The organism is Hyphomicrobium sp. (genome assembly GCF_003987855.1).
Taxonomy (GTDB): Bacteria; Pseudomonadota; Alphaproteobacteria; order Rhizobiales; family Hyphomicrobiaceae; genus Hyphomicrobium_B.
Map to the genome: position 1 here is coordinate 42353 of NZ_RXIZ01000008.1, position 21148 is coordinate 63500.

13 protein-coding genes and 1 pseudogene are annotated in these 21148 nt (G+C 57.0%); 9 read left to right on the forward strand and 5 right to left on the reverse strand.

The genetic code is table 11. The annotated features are described in order from the left end of the window. Positions 1 to 357 precede the first annotated feature (357 nt). The 6 genes from EKK30_RS07475 (at position 358) to dinB (ending at position 7617) form a co-directional block, all read left to right on the forward strand. Positions 358 to 894, forward strand: coding sequence for an HD domain-containing protein (locus tag EKK30_RS07475; RefSeq protein ID WP_290982647.1), 537 nt, complete (start codon positions 358 to 360; stop codon positions 892 to 894). Between the two features lie 100 nt (positions 895 to 994). After that, positions 995 to 1372: a hypothetical protein gene (locus EKK30_RS07480; protein WP_290982650.1), complete on the forward strand. Its 378-nt coding sequence runs from the start codon at positions 995 to 997 to the stop codon at positions 1370 to 1372. Between the two features lie 583 nt (positions 1373 to 1955). Further along, entirely contained in the window at positions 1956 to 3587 is a 1632-nt protein-coding gene (locus tag EKK30_RS07485; RefSeq protein WP_290982652.1) for a B12-binding domain-containing radical SAM protein, read from the forward strand. A 391-nt stretch (positions 3588 to 3978) separates the two neighbouring features. Beyond that, entirely contained in the window at positions 3979 to 4176 is a 198-nt protein-coding gene (locus EKK30_RS07490; RefSeq protein WP_290982655.1) for a hypothetical protein, read from the forward strand. Between the two features lie 56 nt (positions 4177 to 4232). Next, positions 4233 to 6068 carry a patatin-like phospholipase family protein gene (locus EKK30_RS07495; RefSeq protein WP_290982658.1) on the forward strand — a complete coding sequence of 612 codons (1836 nt, stop codon included), beginning with the start codon at positions 4233 to 4235 and terminating at the stop codon, positions 6066 to 6068. A gap of 472 nt (positions 6069 to 6540) precedes the next feature. Further along, positions 6541 to 7617 (forward strand): DNA polymerase IV, encoded by a 1077-nt coding sequence (dinB, locus tag EKK30_RS07500; protein ID WP_290982661.1) that lies wholly within the window; start codon positions 6541 to 6543, stop codon positions 7615 to 7617. 558 nt (positions 7618 to 8175) lie between these two features. On the opposite strand, the gene EKK30_RS07505 is transcribed toward dinB, so the two are convergent. The 4 genes from EKK30_RS07505 to EKK30_RS07520 all read right to left on the reverse strand — a co-directional run bounded on the left by EKK30_RS07505 (position 8176) and on the right by EKK30_RS07520 (position 14995). Continuing rightward, positions 8176 to 11325, reverse strand: coding sequence for an efflux RND transporter permease subunit (locus EKK30_RS07505; protein WP_290982664.1), 3150 nt, complete (start codon positions 11323 to 11325; stop codon positions 8176 to 8178). 9 nt (positions 11326 to 11334) lie between these two features. Then, positions 11335 to 12354 (reverse strand): hypothetical protein, encoded by a 1020-nt coding sequence (locus tag EKK30_RS07510; protein WP_290982667.1) that lies wholly within the window; start codon positions 12352 to 12354, stop codon positions 11335 to 11337. A gap of 285 nt (positions 12355 to 12639) precedes the next feature. Next, positions 12640 to 13557, reverse strand: coding sequence for a hypothetical protein (locus tag EKK30_RS07515; RefSeq protein WP_290982670.1), 918 nt, complete (start codon positions 13555 to 13557; stop codon positions 12640 to 12642). Position 13558: 1 nt separating this feature from the next. Then, complete coding sequence (locus EKK30_RS07520; protein ID WP_290982673.1) at positions 13559 to 14995, reverse strand: CHASE2 domain-containing protein; 1437 nt, start codon at positions 14993 to 14995, stop codon at positions 13559 to 13561. Between the two features lie 348 nt (positions 14996 to 15343). Here EKK30_RS07520 and EKK30_RS07525 point away from each other — a divergent pair, with 348 nt between their 5' ends. After that, a complete protein-coding gene (locus EKK30_RS07525; RefSeq protein ID WP_290982677.1) occupies positions 15344 to 18139 on the forward strand; it encodes a caspase family protein in 2796 nt (931 codons plus the stop codon). A 78-nt stretch (positions 18140 to 18217) separates the two neighbouring features. On the opposite strand, the gene EKK30_RS07530 is transcribed toward EKK30_RS07525, so the two are convergent. Beyond that, on the reverse strand, positions 18218 to 19114 hold the full coding sequence (locus EKK30_RS07530) for a LysR family transcriptional regulator (RefSeq protein WP_290982680.1): 897 nt from the start codon (positions 19112 to 19114) through the stop codon (positions 18218 to 18220). Positions 19115 to 19255: 141 nt separating this feature from the next. Here EKK30_RS07530 and cysD point away from each other — a divergent pair. Beyond that, a pseudogene (gene cysD, locus EKK30_RS07535) lies at positions 19256 to 20164 on the forward strand (sulfate adenylyltransferase subunit CysD); the annotation flags it as partial. Beyond that, the gene (locus EKK30_RS07540; RefSeq protein ID WP_290982683.1) at positions 20164 to 21069 is read left to right on the forward strand and encodes a DUF6671 family protein; all 906 of its coding nucleotides are present in this window, start codon (positions 20164 to 20166) and stop codon (positions 21067 to 21069) included. The pseudogene cysD and the gene EKK30_RS07540, both read left to right, overlap by 1 nt. Positions 21070 to 21148: the final 79 nt, after the last annotated feature.

Below are 21148 nucleotides of genomic sequence, written 5' to 3' on the forward strand. Positions count from 1 at the left end.
GGGCTAAAGGGATCCCGCTCCCACGTCCGCCTTATGACCTCCAGCGCGCTTCTTGAAGCTTGAAGATGCCGCTGGGTACGCGCTGAACTTTCGCGCATCCTTTCAGCGAAAGACAACACCTGCTTATCTCGGATATCTTTCGATAAACGAAAATCGACCCAGATAACGTTGTCCCATTTCATGACACGCTGAACCCAATGAACTTCCGATAATCGAACTTGCAATCAGCATGCCGCGTTCCTCCGGCAGGAAAGAGGCAGCAAATCTCATTTATTTGAGCGCTCCTTTGTGACGTAGACGGAACTTTTGTGCCGATCCTGCGTTGACGCCCGCCGGTCTGGTAGCCTGAGATTTCGCGTGCCAGTAGCAACCGTCCAGAACAAGGTCGAGATGGCTCGGATGTTCGCCGTGCACAAGCATGGGTCACGCCGGCGGAGCTTGGATGGCGCCCAAACAATCGCTCATCTGGAGAACGTCGTCGCAATCCTAAAGGATCACGGACACGATGCGCAGGATCTTCTGGCGTCTGCCTATCTGCACGACTGTCTCGAGGATACCGATACGACGCTTCAGCATCTTATTGTAAGGTTTGGGAATCCGATCGCTGAACTCGTGTTCTGGCTGACAGATACCTACGACGGGAACCGGATGTCGAACGCGCTAAAATCGGCTTGGCGATTATCTCGCGCACCCTGGGATGCGAAGCTTATCCAGATGGCTGACATCGTCGACAACTGCCGAAGTATCCGTCTGTACGATCAGGCGTTTGCAGCGTCCTATCTGGACGAGAAGCGACAGGTGCTTCGCCTGATGGCGGAGCGAGAAGGTCCCGCTCTCATGCAGCTTTCGCTATTTCAGCGCGCGGTCGCCGTAACGGATTTGGCAGAACGGTAGCCGTTTTTCTGGACCTCACAAATCCGTAAGGTTGCGTCTCGAAACTCCGGAAGCGCGATCAGGGTTGAGAAATCAAACCGCACGGTTTGAAGGAGTACTCATGTTTAGATTCAAACAAGCAACCGCCGCCTTGATCACAACGGGCGCGCTTGCAGCATTTTCACTTCCGGCCTCAGCGGCCCACTTTGGCGGTGGACACATGGGCGGAGGCGGGTTTCGCGGCGGCCATTTCGGTGGCGGTCATTTTGGTGGTGGTCATTTTGGTGGACGTCACTTCGGAGGCGGCCATTTCGCTGGCGGCGGTCATTGGCATGGTGGCGGCTGGCGCGGCCACGGATGGCGTGGCCGCGGTTGGGGCTACGGGTTCTATCCCGGCATCGCATTCTATGGCGGTCCCTACTACGATGACTATTACGATGACGACTACTACGGGTACGACTGCTACTGGCGTCACGGTCGCCGCTACTGCGGCTACTGATGACACGACCTGAAAGCGGGCCCCAGCTTCTCGGAAGCTGGGGCTTTTCGTTCGCAATCGTTTGCCCGGTACCATTCCGCCGGGGCGTGTCGGGAGCACGTAAGATAGTAGCTGCCAACAAAAGTCTTCACTCGATGACTCGTGACGGTCTGCTTGGGCCAGCGCCTGCGCTCGCTAACTAAGGCTGTCCTGGTTCCCGACGAGAAAACCCGGAGGTGGCGTCGATGTGCACCCATGAACATGCTCTCATCGACGAGTAGTGCTCCACCAAGCCAACGCTGGTTTGGTGGTTATCTGACAGCTTGGGCGGTTGAGTATGCAAAAAAGCGGGAGACGCGCATTTCTTACGCCGTTGGTCTTGCTGGATAAATAGAGTGAGATCACGTTGGGCCGAATGTGGCGTCCATTCAGAAATGCTCCCCGTCACCATCAGCGCAGAATGCAATCGCTCGCTTGCTCTCAACGAGCCGTAGCGCTTTCGGCAATGTAATCGTATTCTCCCGCGAGAGCCCGGAACGCTGTTGCTTCCAAAGCATTTTGAAATAGGGCGCCATACTCAACCACAATTCTATGGAGGCGATCTTTGGCTGACATTGTGATCGTCAACCCCCGGTTCGGCACATCGTTCTGGGGCATGGAGCATTGCATGCGCATGCTCGGTAAGAAGGCCAACCTCCCTGTCGCCTGTCTCCCTTTGCTGGCTGCGCTCGTGCCACCTGGGCACAACGTGACGATTATCGACGAGAACGTTGAAGATCTGGACTTCGATCGGCTCGCTCGAGCGAACATGGTCTGCGTCACTGGCATGTCCGTACAGGGCGGGCGCGTTCTTGAAATTCTCACGGAGTTGAAGGCCCGAGGCGTTTTCACCGTCATTGGTGGGCCCATGGCGACGGTCGAGCCGGAAGCCGTCGAGCATCTCGCCGACGTTGTCTTCGTTGGCGAAGCGGACGTGACGTGGCCTCAATTCATCAAAGAATGGGAGGTAGGTCGGCATGCTCGGCGTTACGAACAACTCGAAAAGACCGACATGGCCACACTTCCCCGGCCGCGCCTCGATCTATTGAAGTCCAGCCGCTACATGTTCGGAAGCATGCAAATCTCACGCGGCTGCCCGTTCACGTGTGAGTTTTGCGACATCATCGTCACGTTCGGGCGCAAGCCGCGACTGAAATCGCGGGAACAGGTGCTTGCGGAGCTAGATTCCTATTATCGCGAAGGCATCGACATCGTCTTCGTCGTCGATGACAATCTCATCGGAAACAAGAAGGCGATCAAGCCGCTGCTGCGTGATATTGCCAAATGGCAAGAAGAGCACGCGTATGCGCTCACGCTGTTTACGGAAGCCTCGCTCGATCTAGCTGAAGATGACGAGCTCATGCAGCTGATGGGGCAGGCAGGATTTCAAAGCGTGTTCATCGGCATTGAGAGCCCCGACGAAGCGTCGCTTAAGGAAACCAAGAAGTACCAGAACGTTCGCGAGAGGGCCGGCACGATCGTTGAACGCGTACAGCGCATCCAGGAAAATGGGCTGGACGTCTGGTGTGGAATGATCGTGGGCTTTGACAATGACAAACCACAGGCTTTCGACGTTCTTCCCGGTTTCCTATCTCGCGCTCGCATCGCGAATGCCTTGATTGGATTGCTCCACGCGATCCCGACGACTCCGCTCTATGACCGGCTCAAGGCAGAAGGTCGGCTGAACACTGGCGAAGGTAATGACACGTATGGAACGAATGTAATTCCGCTTGGGATGTCGCCTGCGATGCTTCGCGACGGCCTCATCGGGGTTACAGAGCAATGCTATTCGACCGACGCATACTTTCAGCGGCTCGACGCGCTGTTTATCGAAGGGAAGTTCAAGTTCGCTGTTCATCAATTGCCTTATTGGCGGACCCACAGGATCGCGTGGGCCAAAAGATGCGCTGCGAATTACATCAAGTTCGCTGTGCTGACCCGCCGTCTCTCACGGCAAGTGGCAGACCGAGAGTTGGCGAAGCGCTATCTTACTCAACTGCGGGGCGCCTTTGCCAAGCGACCGCTTGAGCCACAATTGCTTTTCACCTACGCGATCAAGACCGCGATGCACCACCATTACGCTACGATAACTCAGGAGCTTTCCGCGTCGCGCGGCGGGACCATTCCGGAGTCTGTTCGCTCCTTCTCGCGGCGCTCTGCGACAGCAAGAGGTTCCGCCTCGACGAAGGCGGCATAGTCGAGACGGCGCCAGGACAAGTGCCCGGCAGAAATGTCTCACTGGCAGGCGTTCTCGGTCGGAGTGCAAGCGCTGCGCTGTTAGCGCAGCCCTTCCTACTTCATCGACACGCAACCGCGGGCACCCCCAAAACCAGCGTGATGGGCGGCATCTATAGAACCGCGATGGCATAAGCCCTCCTGTTGAATAGAAGAGGGTTCTCAACCCCAGCATAATTTTGCATCGCAACGCGGGCATCTCTCACGGCCCATCCCTTTGCGCTTAAGGTTGCTGTGCCTTTAATCGCGGGGCGACCCCTAATCGCAAGCCAACGCACCTGCGAGACTGCGGGGGTGCTCCGCAGCTTTTTTCCATCTACGATAGCATCTTTGAGTAACTGGAGATGCGTTTGATGTTGAAAGCACTGTCGATCAGCGTGGTCAGCGCTGCTGCAATCATACTCCTGACTGTCTCCCCCACGATGGCGAAGAAAAAGCAAAAAGCGGCGGAAAAACCGGCGACATCACAGATCATTTCGCAGCCTAAATGCACGGGTATGAAGACCATGCATTGGGACGACGCGACGCAAACATGTCAGAAAAATAAGTAAAGGGATCGCATCCGCTCCTCAAAGAGCGGCCTCGCGGTTTGTCGTACGGCGCACAGATGCCATCCCGGCAGCCCTTCATCTCGCGTGTTTCGATCTTTAAGGATCTTCCTGAGGATGCGCTTCAAGCGCTCGAGAGCCGTTTACAGCCCGTTCGGATCAGTCGCGGCGATCTCGTGGTTCGAGAGGGCGAGGAAGCCGATGCCCTCTTTATTATCGTTTCCGGTCGCTTCACGGTTGAGGTGAATGGCCACGCGGGCATTATCACGGAAATCGTGCGCGGCTCCACGATCGGTGAGATTGCATTCTTTGCGGGCGGCAAAAGAACGGCCACTGTGCGGGCAATCCGTGATGGCATAGTAGTACGGCTCACGCGCGCCGATTTTGACGAGATCTCTAAACACTCTCCTGAAGCATGGTCAGCCATCACCAGCGTGCTTGCGGAGCGCTTGGCGGAAGAAACGCGGCGAAATACCCATAACAGAATGGCCGCCGTCGTAGCTCGCGCGCGGCCGCGCCCCCGTACAATTGCGATTGTAGGAGCGACCTCAGGCCAAATCGATAGATCGTTTCTCAGCGCATTCACTGAAGCAGCCTCGCGTCGCTCGGGTACGTTGGTCCTTTCCAGCGCTACCGTGACTGAGGTCCTTGGCGCGCCATTCCAAGACAACCTGGACGTCACCGAAGCATTAAATGGCCTTGAAAGCCGCTTCGACACAGTTGTGTTCATCGCGGATGAAGGAAGGACGCCGTGGAGCGAGAAGTGCATCCGTCAAGCAGATGAATTGCTCCTCATCGCATCTGCGCCAAACGATCCCATCGTTTCAACCGTAGCCTTAGGTGACCTGGAAAGGTTCGCCCAATGCGTTCACCCGCCAGGTACGCGTCGCCTCGTCTTGGTTCATGCGCGGCAAGGCTCACCCGAGGGCACACGCTATTGGCTAGCCCTTCGTCAGCCCGCCATGCATCATCACGTACTCGGCGGTTGTGAGGCGGACATCGCGCGGCTGTGGCGCTTTATTGCGGGCGAAGCCCTCGGCTTCGTGGCGTGTGGCGGTGGTGCATACTGCTCCGCGCACATTGGTGTTTACAGCGCTTTTCGCGAAACAGGCATCGACTTCGATATCTACGGTGGAACGTCGGGCGGGGCGGCAATGGCTGCCGCGTTCGTGCAGGATCTGGACCCGCATGCTATCGCTTCCGGTGTTCATCGCATGTTTGTCGAAGGCCGCGCATTGTCGCGGTATACACTTCCGAAATACAGTCTTCTCGATCATGCGCATTTTGACGATCATCTCAAACGCGAATACGGGGCCGTTCGTATAGAGGATCTATGGAAGCCGTACTTCGCCGTTTCCACCGATCTTTCCAACTACGAGATGGAGATTCATCGCCAAGGACCTCTCTGGGAAGCCATCCGCGCCAGCGCGGCGATACCTGGTCTGCTCCCGCCCTACTACACCGCTGATGGCCGAATGCTGGTCGATGGATCAGTGATCTCGAATGTGCCCATAGAGGCGATGCACGCCTTGAAGCGAGGACCTAATGTCGTCGTGAGTTTTCAATCCGGCGGAACTGAGAAATTCTCGGTTGATTACACTTCGCTTCCCAGACGCAACGAACTCATTTGGCGCTCTCTCAATCCATTTTCGAGCTCGACTTTGCCTGTCGCGCCGTCCGCGGCCACCGTTCTAATTCGAAGCTTGATGGCCAACCGTGGTCACTTCGAGCGCTATCTGGAAGCCGAAGATTGGCTGCTGGTACCGCCTACCCCTCCAGGAATGGGAGCACTGGACTGGCGGCGGCATAGCGAGGTCATGAACGCTGCTTACGATTACACCCGCCGGCAGATAGCCCAGAACGATGGTATCAACCTAGCTCGGTTCGAAACATAATCTCGTGCTCAAACATACCGGACATCAAATTCAGTTCCGGGAACAATCGTCGCTCAATGTCGGTTTTGCCGATCAACAAAGGAGCTCGATGATGGCAAGATTCGATCCAGATACTGGTGAGCGCGTTGTGCCGGCGAGAAGCAGGCGGCCCTCGGTTCTCATGGTCATCTTATTCATCGTGGTGCTTGGTGCGATCGTCTGGGCTTTGGTCCCAAAGGACCATGCGTTTGTTACCTTTAGCCCAGCGCCTGGATCACAAAATGTCGAACTTCCGAAAGCCCCAGCCGGGTCAGTCTCTGGCGTCGGAAGCGTGCCCCCGTCGGACCCGGCGCCATCAACGGCACAGCATCCCGTAACATCGCCTCAAGATCCCAACGCGCCGCCACCAAATCCAGGACCATAGCCTAAGAAGATTGGCGGAAGAATAATCACCGTTTGCCGCCATGCGCGAGCACTGCGCTAGGCTGCTGACATGAGCGCTCCCGGTACCCGCAAGATTATCCATGTCGATATGGACGCCTTTTACGCGTCCGTGGAACAGCGAGACGATCCGCAACTACGCGGAAAGCCAGTCGCTGTCGGACATGGCGCGAAGCGTGGCGTGGTCGTTGCGGCAAGTTATGAAGCGCGCAAATTCGGTGTCCGCTCTGCGATGCCATCGACGATTGCGATCCGGCACTGTCCCGATCTCATCTTCGTTCGCCCACGTTTCGATGTTTACCGTTCGGTTTCCCAGCAGGTCCGAAACATCTTCGCGGATTACACTTCATTGATCGAGCCGCTCTCCCTTGATGAAGCGTACTTAGACGTCACCGAAAACTTGCGGCAGCTTGCAACCGCCTCCGACACCGCGGCTGAGATCCGGGATAGGATACGGCAGGAAACTAACCTGACCGCATCGGCGGGCATCTCCTACAATAAGTTCCTTGCAAAACTTGCCTCCGACATGCGTAAGCCTGACGGGCAGTTCGTGATACCGCCGCACAAGGGAGCAGCGTTTGTCGAAAGTCTTCCGGTTGACAAATTCCACGGCGTCGGCCGCGTTACCGCAGAAAAGCTAAACACTCTCGGCATCTACACCGGGGCAGATCTCAAGGCGAAGTCGCTCGACTATCTGGAGAAGAATTTTGGCAAGTCCGGTGCATGGTATTACGCAATCGCGCGCGGCGAAGACCCTTGTGAAGTCCGGCCGAACCGTGAACGAAAGTCGTGCGGGTCTGAAACGACATTCCCCGAAGACCGGTTCGAACCAAGCCACATCGAGGCGGGCGTCATCGAGATGGCCGACGAGGTTTGGCAATGGTGTGAAAACAATCAAAGGTTCGGCGCAACAGTTACAGTGAAGATCAAATACTCAGACTTTCGTATCATAACCCGAAGCAAAACCATCGGTGGGCCGATCAACTCGCGTAAGTTGCTTCACGAGCTCAGCATCGGATTGACGAGGTCCATACTCCCACTTTCGAGCAGCATTCGGCTCGTCGGTGTATCCGTCTCCAGCTTTCAGGCCGACGAACTCCAACAGTTAGCATTGCCACTCAGCGATTGATGAAGTTACAAACCTTTTCGATCAATCGGACTCTCCAAAAAAATGCCCGAGTTGGGACTCAGGCGAGCGGCGGGCCCGCGACGCCAACTTCGATCGCACCTGCAGGAACCATCGTAAATGGAGCCGCTGCCCGATCTTAAGCTTTCCCGGCGAAGCTCCCACGTGCATTCGGTAAATGATCCCGGGTTCCAGAATGAACTCCAAAGGCTTCAATCGAGCGCGATCATAATGCCGATTGGGAAGGCGCGCGATAATTCCTGCAAATGAGTATCGACGTCCCCAACAATCATCCACGCGTTCATGGATGTCTTCGCCGCAAAACGAGCCGACGACCGGACCTACTCTTTTGGGATGAAGTATAATGAGATAATGTGCATCGTCGCGCACGTGATGGCCAAACATGGTCCTCACCTCTTCTGACTGCCGGGCCGTCCCGGGCTCTGTCTCGAAATGAGGGAGGTCGTGGCCTCACGAAATGCGGCAGCTGTAAATCGGGCCGCCACCACGAACAAGTTTAGCACAATCGGCGGCTAACGAAAGGTTCTGATCGGCAGCCCGTTACGTTTGTGGCTTTGCGATTGATGGATTCGGAGCTTGGATGAGCCGCTCCGGGGTGTTCGTCGAAGTATTTTGTGTATTGGATATTCCAAGTAATCGGCTGAGCCGGATTAAAGCCTCCGGCAGAACTCCCAGATTCAAGAACGTAGCGGTCGCCAATCCACCGAGAATGGTGATGGCCATGGGGGCTTCAATTTCGTGACCCGGCCGTCCCAAACCTAGGGCAAGTGGTATCAACCCTAGCGCAGCCATCAACGCCGTCATGAAGACCGGAGCCAGCCGTTCGGCGGCTGCCAATCGAATCGTCTCGGCGCTCCAACCTTTGCCTTCGTCGTCGGCTAGATGTTCCACGTGCGCGAGCATCATCACGGAATTGCGGGCTCCTATGCCGAACACTGTGATCAATCCCACGAGGCTCCCCAGAGTCATCCCGATACCGCTCGCTACGATCGCGGCGATGCTGCCGATCAGACAGAACGGGAGGTTTATAAGTACGAGGATGGCGAGGCGCCGACGCCGAAATGCAATCGTCAGCACCGTAACGATCAAGGCAGTGCTGAGTGCCGTAAGGCCCGCCAGCCGCATCTGGCCTTCACGCTCTGCCTCCGCCTGGCCGGTAAAGGAAACAAAGACATCCTTCGGCAATTCCAGCTTGGCAACGCGCTGACGAGCTTCCGCCACGACGTTGCGCAACGAATAACCCTTGGCTCCGTTGAACGTTACCGCGACGCGGCGTTGCGCCCTATCGTGCTGAATATTCGAGCGACCCTCCGTCAGCGTGATCGATGCGACGTTCTTCAAAAGCGTTTTCGTGTTGGCATTGGCGATCATCAATGTCGAGAGCGCATCGAGGCGATTGCGATCATCCGGGGCCATGATAACGACAACATCGACAGTTCGCGTTCCATCATATGTCTGGCCGACTGTTGTCCCCGCGAATGCCGTCTGAATGGTATCGAGCGCATCCCGTTCGGTCAGGCCGTAGTTCGCGAGCGCAATGGGATCGAGTTTGACGGAAAGGGTGGGAACCGCCGCGGTTCTCGGCATTCTGAGATCCGTGACGCCAGGGATGTCGGAGACAGCCTTCTGAATGTCGGCGCCGGCTTTCTCCAAGGCATCCAAATCAGTGCCTATCGCACTGATGACGACCTGGGCCGTCTCGCCGCTTAAACTTTCGCTGATCCGATCGCCCAGAAACGTGAGGGTTTCCGTTCGAACTTCCGGAAAAGCACGCAGGGTGTCACGTATAATGTTCTGGGCTTCCTCCTCGCTCTCCGAATGAACCGGCCTCAGTTCGATGTGAAATTCACTTCTATCGACACTCCAGGTGTCCTCGCCGGCTTCCGCACGACCTATCTGGTGAGCAACCGTTTCGACAAATGGGAGCTTCAGCAAAGCTGCCGTTACGCGTTCTCCTACGGCAACTACATCGTCCGTGGATGTTCCCGGAGAAGCCATAGCCATTTGCAGAACGAAGTGCCCTTCGCGGAATTGCGGAATGAGTTCGCTATAAAGGAAAGGAACGACCGCGACTGAGGCTGCTACGCCGCCCGCTAGCGCCAGAACGGTCAGCCACCAGGCGCGGCGTACGGCATCGAGAATTTTAGACTGCGTACTCTTGAGCACCCGCAGGAGCGGCGACTCCTTCGTGTCCTCGGCATTCGTCAAGAATAGCGCGCAAAGGGCCGGCGTCACTGTCAGGGCAACGACCATCGACGCGAGCACGGCGATGATGAATGTGAGTGCCATTGGACCAATGAAACGGCCCTGCACCCCGCTGGCGAACAACACTGGAAAAAATGCAAATATTACGGCCAACGTTCCATAGAGCATCGAACCGCGAATTTCGATAGACGCTTCCTCAATGACCTTTAGCCGATCGGCGTCGGGGCCTGCGAGCCGCAGACGGCGAGCGATATTCTCGATATCGATGATCGCATCATCGACGAGGACACCCAGCGCAAGCGCGAAGCCGCCCAGCGTCATCGTATTCAGCGATTGACCGCAAGCGCTGAGAATAGCAACAGCAGCCAACAGAGACAGTGGTATCGCGAGAAACGAAATCAAAGACGCCCGAACGCTGCGAAGGAAGGCGTAAAGCACGATCAAGATCAGACCGGAGCCTATGACCAGGGCCGTCTCTAGATTTTTCAGCGCTCGAACCACAAACGATGCGGGTCGGTGCAGCGCAGGGTACAGGGTAATCCCACGCCGCTCCAAAGCCGGTGTCAGTTCCGCGAGAGCCGCTTCAGTCGCATTGGTTGCTTCTAACGTATTGGCGCCGAACTGTCCGGAGACGGTGATGAGGACGCCAGGCTGCCCCATGATAGTCGCATCGCCAATTTTTGGAGCGGGTCCTATCGTGACTTTGGCAAGATCTTCCACGAGCACGGGACGATTATTCTGCACCGTCACGACGGCTTGGGCTATCGTCTGGGGAATTGGTGACGGAGGCGGCGTCTCGATCGTAATTCGCTGAGCAGACGTTTCGATCACGCCTCCGCCCCGAAGCGCAAGTGCCTCGCTGACGGCATTCATTACGTCGGTGACGGTCAGGCCGATCGCGGCAATTCGCTTTAAGTCCGGCTGGACTTGTACCTGCCGGACTGCGCCGCCATACACGGTTACGCGCGCAATGCCCGGCACCGCCAGCAGGCGTGGCTTTATGGTCCAGTCGGCGATATCGCGAAGAGTGTAAGGATCGACTTGATCCGATAGAATTCCAAGTTTGAGCACGTCCATGGTGCTCGACGTTAACGGCGTAAGCTTGGGCGGCCCAAAGCCAACGGGGAACTTCCCGTTGAGAGTCGTCAGACGCTCAGAAATCCCTTGTCGCGCCGCGATTGCATCCACATCGCCCTTGAAAGAGATCAGGACAACAGAAAGCCCATAGATTGACTCTGATCGAACCGTATCGATACCTGGCGCGCCGACGATCGCGGCTTCTATCGGACGGGTGATGATTTGTTCGACTTGGTCCGGGGCGAGGCCCGGCGTCTCTGTTTGAATGGTGACCTGTGGCGGCACGAATTCCGGAAACACATCCAGAGGCGCTCTCATAGCGAGAAAAGTACCGGCTATGAGCCAAACGATCGATAGCAGAGCGACGAAACCCCGATATCGAATGGACCACCTTATCAGCGCGTTCATGACGGACGCCTAATCTGGGTCCGCACGTGGCCCAGTGTGATTTTGGGCGACGGGCGATGGCGAGCCTGTCCCTGCTCCGGCGGGTTTCTGCGGCTCTGCCCCGCCCCCATCGTCATCATCAAGGCTGCCGGGCGTAGCCTCACGCGCGAGCAAAATCGATGCGCCTTTGATTACCACTCGGGTACCGGCCTCAAATCCGCTTTTGACAAGAAATCCCTCTTGGACCGGCGCCTCCAGAGATACTTCCTTGCGCTCATATTTTCCTGGACCCATTTTGACATAGCACCAGGACTTGCCTGCGTAGACTACGATGGCGGCACTCGGAATGACGACGCCGGCGGGGCTTTCGGGATTATCGGCAATGACACGTGCCCGATCTCCGATGCGCAGGCCTGGGCCGGCCTTGATCAAGCCAAGAAATGATACGCCAGGCATCGCGACGTTACCTGACGGAGCGGCCCACATTTCGTCGACCTTCGTCTCCTGACCTCCTCGCAACGGCACCACGCGGACGTTCTGGGGAATGCCATTCGCGGTGTCTGAAAAATCCAGGCGAAGAATTGCACGCGACCCATCGGCGATATCGCTCATCAATGCCTGTCTCGACTCCGCATTCAGGAACGGCGCCTTGTCACCCCATGTCTGCCGAAGTCGTGTGAGTGCCAGCCGCAACGCCGATGCGTCAATGCCTTCTTGCCGTACCGCGTTCTCGACCATCTGTTTGGACAGCATCGTTGAAGCTCTAAAGCGTTCGAGCTGTCCTCGGCTGAAGTTCTCGGAAACCGTGGCGGATCGAATGTCCGCATCGAGCTGCAACAGGCCGTCTGGATTGAGAACAGTCGCGATGCCCTCAAGCTTCTGGGCATCTGACGCTTTCGCGAGGGGAACGGCGAGTACCGGCGGCGGCGATACGTTGCTGGGCGCGTCGTCGTCGCGGCCGGCCGCCTCTTCGGAAAACGACGGAATTGCATCGCCGAACCAGAAGCTAGCGATGAGCGCGCAACCAAATATTGAAATCGCCGCTTTCACTCGACGTCCGATCCGCCATTTCAATCACTTAGATCGGGAAATTTTCTCCCGTAAGGCGGGAAGAATGCTCCATGAAGGCAAGATCCGCTAGCACTTTTTTAGGCAAAAGCGGGGTTAGAAGGCATGGGTCCGGGGTAAATGGCCCATAAGCGATCGCGGTCGCCAGCTGCTGCTTTGCATGCCCGCTAGCTGACCTGGAGTTTTCCCTCCAGCCTCAACCTCCGCTCTGTCGTTAACCGAACAGAATTGGCCGACTGAATGAAGCCTTGAACCCTCCATCCGGCTCTAAGGGACTTGTCCCTCACGGATCTGCTTGAGGAGAGTTCGTGCCGGGGCATAAGTGGTCGTCGCGGAGTTAAGTTCTCTTGCGCTCTCCAGAACATACTCACCGTGCCCGCGGTCGAGAAGGTCCGTTGCCCGCAAGAATGGCCCAAGCTTGCCGAGCTGCGTGACATCCGCAAGCTCGCCCTTCCATGTGACGGGCTGTTTTATCACTTGCTTCTTCCATATTGCGCCGTCGGAGCTTTCCAAACTCAATTCGAGTTCGTCGGGAGCACCGGCCAGTGAAAAAATCGCCTCGCGGTTGCATTCCTTTCCGCTGTCGGCGGGACACACGATGACTCTTGCAACCTGCTTACCATTGGAGGTGGCGGTCAACGTGAATGGAGGCTTGCCGCCGGACCATCCAAGCCACAGCGGCGCCGCGCTATCACGAGAGATGATGAGCGGACGCCGCACGTGGGGAAGCACCGTAAGCGGATCGTCACCGCCGCGAGAGACGGCGTTCTCAAATTTTACGTTGTCCTCGGATGACGATGCGACCCAACGGTAGGCCGCAACGAGACGTGGCCAGAGGGCCTGTAACATTGGCCAATTTTGATTAGGTAACTCTTGGTGCTCTGGATCGAGCTTGATGACATTGTCGCCACTGACCAAGACGTCGATGAACGTCGATTTTCGATCGGCTTTGCTGTCGAAAGCAATGGTATCGCCTTCGTAGATTATCTCGCTCTCCCGGACAGCAAGGGAACGCCCATCGCGCTCGATCGTGAACGGGAAGCTACCCTCAACCTTACCGCGCGGCGCGAAATCGACGATTATGCCGACGACTGTTTTGGGCGCTCCGGCCCCCATAATAAGCGAGAGAAAAAACGGTGCCACGCACATCGCGATAGCGCCCACCACTTGCTTCGCTCGATGCATGTCACGCTTCCCCGGGTTCGTGCCTTGTTCGCATGAGGGCGCGAATGCCCTTTCCCTTGTACCAATCGATGGCAATTTCGAGGAGAGACTCGATCGCCAAGAATACGGCAAGCAGCCCGAGTGACTTGCTCAATACATTCACCGCATCCGCAGCGCTAAGGTAGATGTAGGGCGATACGAGAAACCAACCGTAGCTGAAAGCGAAGATAATTATGGCGGCCGGAAGCGCGCGAAAGGTTTTAGCAACCGATATATAAATGATGCCGAGAAGGAGAGCGAGGATCGCCCTTGAAATGTGGCGCGGAGGGACGTCCAGAACGACAGGCGCGACGGCGACCGAATTCGCGATTACCGCAACGCCAGGCAATACTCCCAGCGGCGTTTCAAACTTGTCCGGCCCGTAGCTTGCGCCCACTAGAACGACTCGGTCCGCGAACGCGCTCGGAGCGACCTGTTCGTCGTGCACTTCGTCAAGAACGCTCGTAGCGCGTACGCGCTGATAGCGAAGCTCGTTGGCGGAAAGCCAATCCGATATCCGAGTTTGCGATGGTCCGCCGATTATGAAGGGAACGAGTTCGGCATAAGCGGACTCATTGACGGGCCAGGACTTCTTGCATTCACCAGTAGCAGGAAGATCAGTCTTGCCGTGGCGACCGAGAAACGCTGAAAGGCACGCCATTCCCGCAGCGTCCTTATCCGCTAGCGCGGTTGCGACTAGAGCCGGCGAAGGCAGCAACAACGGCTCCCCATTCCGACAGACGCCCTCCCAAAGTCGCGCACTGCGAACGACGCCATCGCCGTCTGGCGAAAAGACGCTTGCGACCCAGATGATGTTTGCTTTGCCGGCCGAACTCTCAAATATCGTACGGGGCTTCTCGGCGGCCGGCTTACCCTCTGGCAGCTTGCCAGCTGGCGGGGTGGCCTCTGGCGGAGGACACTTCTTGTAGCTCTCGCACTCGCCGTCCCGGCACGGGATCGGCTCGAGTGAACGTGTAAGGAGCAACGGCGGCGCATCTTGCGGGTAAGCCGCCAGAACCTTTTTTAGTTGCTCGTCTCCGGCGTCCGAAGCATCTCCCGAAAGATCGAAGTCGATAAAGATCAACTTTGGCTTTTTTGTTCTGAGTTTTTCGATGAGCGCGGCGATCTGATCGCGGGGGGTGGTCCGCGTGACCGAACTCCATTTCTGGATGGCCGCGTCATCAACGTCGACGAGGGTGACCGCCAGCCCCTTCGTCGACTTTGCGCGGCTGTCAGCGGTCGCCCGAAGCTGGTTATCATATCCTATGTTGACGTCGAACAATTCGGGAATCTTGCTGAGTGTCTCGCGATCGAAGTGGAAAGCGGCAAATATAGCCAGTGCACCGGCAACGGCCGTTGCGAGCCCAATGGGCAGGTTGGATACAAGCATCTCCAAGGAAAAACGCCCCTCTTCCGACATGCCCCCTCCCTTTGATGCCGCCAGCCGCGAAAACCTGCGTCTGCTGAGCGTCGTGGTCGTTGAGTTCAATAATGGCTCTCTTTATCATTTGTTAGTGTCGACGGGGAACAGCGCATGCGCATTCAGCCTCATTTAATTGGCGCAGCCTTTCGGAGCGCCCTTTTTTTCTTGGTCTCGATCAACATTGCCGAGGTCTGCTCGGCCGAGACGCCCCACGCCTCTTCGATCCTCAGAGGACTGATTGCATCTGGCTGCCTCGCTCCGTCTCAAACCGACCCCACGACGGCTGAACTCGGTTCCGCGATTTCAAACTGTCCGCCAATCGATCCGGTGTTCAGAATTGAAAGTTTGACGAACACAGCCAAGATCAATCGAGTTTCCGCCGACGACAAATGCTCTATCATCGCGACCGCAAGCGAGGATAAAACGGCTCGCGTTTATCGCGGCGACGGCACGCTACTCAGCATTCTTCGACCGCCGATCGGGCCTGGAAACGGCGGAAAGCTGCGCGCGGTAGCTGTCTCACCCGATGGGAGGTTGGTGGCGACCGGGGGTTGGGACGTGGCCGTAGGAAGCACACAGGCCCAACAAATTTCGGGCGCGACAATGAACAATGGGGTCTACATTTTCGACGCTCAAAGCGGCAGCTTGGTGAAGCGCATCGAGAATTTTCCTTACGACATCAAAAATCTCGTGTTTTCATCCGACGGCAAACGCCTAGCTGTTACCATGGGGGGTAATGTCTATGTCTTGGACACCGAAGGTTTCAAACCGATCTTCCACGACGGCAGCCTCGAGGATATGCCATACGGCGTTGCGTTTGGCCCTGACTACACGCTCTACGTTGCGAGTTTGGACGGCTCGATCCGCAAGTACAATCCGAAGGGCCGTCTGGTCCTTGCCCGTCGCTTCAACAGACTGGGTCGGGTATACGGCCTCGTGGCCGATCCATCCGGCCGATACTTGCTGACGTCGTCGATCGATGTCGCAGGTGCGATCTATTTCGATGCAGCCACGCTGAAAATCATCGGTCAGCTTAATCCAACGGGGTTGACCACCACGCCATTGGGTATTCTTGCCGGCACTATCGATGGCAATGTCGCCGGCGGGGGCGCTTGGATCGACAGCCGAACAGGCGTCGGCATTCTGCGCATTTGGCACCCTTCACAGACCTATACCGACTTCGAACTGCACAATGACAGTGTTGCAGCCATCACCGGGTGCGGGTCGGGTTTTGTGTTCGCAACGTACAGTCAGACCCTGACGCGTATCGATGCGGAAGGCAAAATCCAATGGAAGCTTCAGTCGGCGAACTACAGCGCATACGAAAAGAAGGGCAAAGCGTTTCTTGTTTCTAAGGATGGTCGCCGAGTGTGGTTCGGCCTTGGGCGCGGCGCCGAGGATCCCGTCGAATTCGACCTCGCCAATGAGCGGCTTTTCAAAAGCCCCGTCGCGGGAGACGGCTTGTTTCCTGCTGTCGACAACGTGCTGCCCGTGACCGGCTGGGATGCATCAGGCGATCCAAGGCTAGGCTCGCTGCAGCTTTATCACGAGACGGATGAAACGTTCCGCTCTATGGCGCAACTACCGAACGGAGGCGGCTTTGTACTTGGCTCCGAATTTCAACTGTGGGCATACGATCAAACTGGCAAGGTTGTCTGGCGGGTCAAGCCGCCTGCACCGGTGCACGGCGCCAACATTACGCGCGACGGCCGGCTGCTTGTCGCTGCTTACAATGATGGCACGATAAGATGGCATCGCCTGACGGATGGCGCGGAGCTTTTGGCGCTCTATCTCGATCGCAAGACGCTAGCGTGGATCGCATGGACACCCACGGGTTATTTCATGTCATCACCCGGAGGCGACAATCTCGGCGGCTGGCAAATCAATCGCGGATTTCATCAATCAGCCGATTTCTTCCCCATGTCGCGTTTTAGAGACCGCTTCTATCGCCCGGATATCGTCAAGCTGGTATTGGCGAAACTGGACGAGAGAGCCGCCATTGAAGCTGCGAACGCCGCTTCCGACCGCAAGCCGGCGCCGCTCAATCCCGACGTGTCCGAGCAGCTGCCGCCGGTGATCGCGATAACATCGCCGATAGACGGATCCCTTGCGCAGCCAGGGACCGTTTCTGCCAACTACGAACTTCGGTCACCATCCGGCGATCCTGTGAATTCAATAGAAGTGCTGATCGATGGCCGGCCCATCGACGTAAAGCAAACGCCCCCGCAAGCAACAAGTTCTGGTGCCACCGTCCTCGGTAAAATCGATATCCCCCTTCCTCAAACTGCTTACGGCAAGATCGAAATTGGCCTGATCGCACAGACGCCAAATCGAAGAAGCGCAGTCGCAAAAATCGCTCTTCAAGTGAATGCGCCGCAATCAGACGATCTGAAGCCCTCGTTGTTCGCTCTCGTCGTCGGTATCAGCAATTATCAGGCGTCCGGTATTCAACCGCTTCAGTACGCTGCCAAGGATGCGCAGGATTTTCGAGATCTTTTGCAACGCCAGGCAAACGGGCTCTATGGGGCAGTTGAAGTCAAGATGCTCACTGATCAGGGCGCCAAAACAGGAATGATCAAGGAGGGTCTTCAATGGCTCGCTGATCAGGTCACGCGGCACGACGTCGGTGTCGTTTTTCTCGCCGGGCACGGCGAGACGGATTCCCGCAATCGCTTCTGGTTTCTGACCGCCGACACCGATAAGGCGCACCTCGCTGCAACCGCGTTATCGAAAGAGGATATCGACGTTACGCTGCAATCCTTGCGCGGGCGCGTGGTTGTATTCCTCGACGCCTGCCATGCGGGTAACGCTGCATCCGATCAAGGAGAAGGTTCGGTCGATACGAACGCACTTCTCGGAGAGTTGTCGGCAACGGGCCAAGACATGGTGATCTTCTCCTCCTCGAGCGGCCGGGAGGTCTCCTACGAAAGCCCGGACTGGAAGAATGGCGTCTTCACCAAGTCGGTGATCGAGGCTATCGCCGATGGGAAGGCCGACCTCTTCAAAACCGGCCGCATAACGTCGTCTCTGCTTGACGCCTACGCTGCGAAGCGCGTCGGCGATCTCACGGGCGGACGTCAGCATCCTTTGATGTTCCGCCCTCGCGATTCCGCCGACTTCGATATCGCTGTGGTGCGATGAACTCCAGGATTTAGGAACGAAATGCAATGCCGCAGTGGCCGAGGTGAATGTGGCGATCCATTCTGATCATCGCCGACTTTAGCGCTTTCGGCCGGACTTTCGCGAAGCACCGAGCAGCTCGCCGACAAGTGGGTTGGGAAACTTCCTATCTCGGGTGATCGCGTAAAATCGCTCTTGCAGTCCGGGAATTCGGCAGCGCTCGACGAGAACCCTCGATTTGAGTTCGCCCCTCACCACGACGGGAGGAACGACAGTCAAAGCCGGGCGTGCAATCGCGAGGAGTCGCAGCATCGACATATCATCAACTTCGGCAACGATAACGGGCTCAATCTTATGCTGTGCCATGAGTTGATCGAAGGCGACGCGGATGTTCGAGTTTGCGGACGGAAGGATGACGGGAAACTCCGTCAGTGCATCCGGAAATTTGAGGGGAGCGCGACCTTCGGACGTACGACCGATCAGACTTACATTTTCGCTGTGCAACAGCGTACTGTGCCAACCGGTTTCGGCGTCGTGAGGCGCGGGCAGGTTGGACAGCACGATGTCCAGAGTATGGTCTCTGAGTTGGGTCAGCAATTCTGACAACCCCCCGGACTTCAACTCTATCTCGACCTCCATCCGTTCATAAAGCGGGCGCAAAAATTCGATCTGGAAGTTTCTCGACAACGTCGCAATTGACCCGATTTTCACGGACAGAGCACGTTTGCCTGTCTTTTTTCCGAGGGCTTGCGAAAGCTCTTCGCCCGTCCGGAAGATGATATCGCAATGATCTAAGACCAGCCGCCCCGTCTCGGTCAGAATAAGCTTCCGGCTATCCCTTGTGAATAACGGTCCGCCGCACCGGTGCTCAAGTTCTTTCAGTTGGGTCGAGAGCGACGAGGGAGAGACGTTCAATCGAGCCGCAGCGCCGGTCAGGCTTCCGACCTGAGTGATCATCCAAAAGTAGCGCAAATGATGGAAGTTTAAGGTCAGCATCTCAGTTCTGTTTTTCCGAATGATCCGTTTTAATAAGTGTATTTTTCCGCTTCCGTCAACTTCGCTAACGTGACGTCCGTCTCGATGGGCCCCGGCTAGGGCGGCGCAACGGGCGACTTTCGAGGCAGCGGGACGGAGACAGCCTTGGCCAAAGCCTTTGACTATCTAAGCGCGCTCGAGGCAGAAGCGATTCACATTCTCCGCGAAGCCGCCGCGCAGTTTAGGAGCCCCGTACTTCTCTATTCCATGGGGAAGGACTCAACCGTGCTTTTGCATCTGGCGCGGAAAGCGTTCTGGCCAGCACCCTTGCCATTTCCATTGCTGCACGTCGACACAACGTGGGAGTTTCGGGAGATGATCGATTTCCGAGAGCGGCTGGCTCAACGCGGCGACGTGAAGATCATCACGCACATCAACAGAGAGGCACTCGCAAAGGGCATCAATCCGTTCGACTACTCGCCTTCGATCTACACGCAGGTGATGAAAACAGAAGCGCTGAAGCAAGCCCTTTCTGCGCACGGCTTCGATGCCGCTCTTGGTGGTGCGAGACGCGACGAGGAGGCCAGTCGCGCGAAGGAGCGGGTCTTCTCGTTTCGCTCAGAGGGCTACCAATGGGACCCCCGCCATCAACGACCGGAAATGTGGAATTTACTCAACGGCCGACTTGGCCGTGGAGAGACGGTACGCGTATTCCCGCTCTCGAATTGGACGGAAAAGGATGTGTGGTTCTACATCGGGCGCGAACAGCTCGATGTCGTCCCGCTCTACTTCGCATCAGTACGTCCGACTCTTCTTCGAGATGGTCAAATCCTCGTAGTTGATGGTCCGGGCATGGTCCTTCGGCCCGATGAGGAAATCCAGCACCGTAGAGTTCGATTCCGCACTCTTGGATGCTGGCCCAATACTGCAGCTGAGATCTCGGACGCGACCAACGTGGAAGAATTGTTAGCCGAACTCATACAGTCGAGGTCGTCCGAAAGAAGGGGCCGCCTTATCGATCATGACGAGATCGGCGCCATGGAAGCAAAAAAACGCGCGGGCTACTTCTGATGTCCAAAAGAGAGGCACGACATGATGACAACTCCCACTCCTTCTGGTCCGCGCCGTCTCGTTCCCACCCTTATCGCGACTGCATTCCGGCACTTGCGACCATGCACAAGAAGGAACGCGCGATTGCACCGCCATTCAAACGCCTTCTCAGCTTGCCCGTCATCACGTGCGATGCGATCGATACCGATGCCCTAGGTACATTTACTGGCGAGATTGCGCGCCGGGGGTCGATGAGAGATGTGGCTGGCCAGAAAGCCCGTCTCGCATGCCGCATATCCGGACGGCGACTGGGAATTGGCAGTGAGGGAAGTTTCGGCCCTCACCCTTATATTCCCTTTGCAGCCGTCGATCATGAACTTATCGCTTTCCACGACCGCGAGCTCGGCACAACGATTTGCGAGAGCGTTCTGTCGCTTCGAACCAATTTCCTCCACCTCGACTTGAATGAGTCGTCAGATCTCGATGACTTCTTGGAGCGCATCGGATTTCCGGAGCACGCCGTCGTCGTTGGACGAGCTGATGGCTCGGCGCCGTGGATCAAGGGTGTGCAGACGCGCCGCGACCTTGACATTGCGATCAGGCGAAGCGCCGAACAGGACGGCGGAAGCACTATTCGCGTTTCGACGGACATGCGCGCGCATGTAAACCCGACCCGTATGTGCATCATCAGAGCTGCGGCGACGCGGCTGGCACAGCGCATCAAGGTGCTCTGCCCCATCTGCGCCGCACCAGGTTTTGGCATCGTTGATTGGAAGCGTGACGTACCCTGTTCGGAGTGTGGCGCGCCGACGGAAAGAATTGCTGCGAAGGTTCTTGGATGCGCACGTTGCAGCTATCGCCAAGTGGAACCCGTTCGAAGGGCACCCTTAGCAGATCCCAAATACTGCTCGGCATGCAACCCCTGACGTCAACTGACGAGACTAACGATGGCGTGTCGTCTCATCGTCGAAACCCCGCCTGCACACGTCAGCGGCGTTCTGCAGG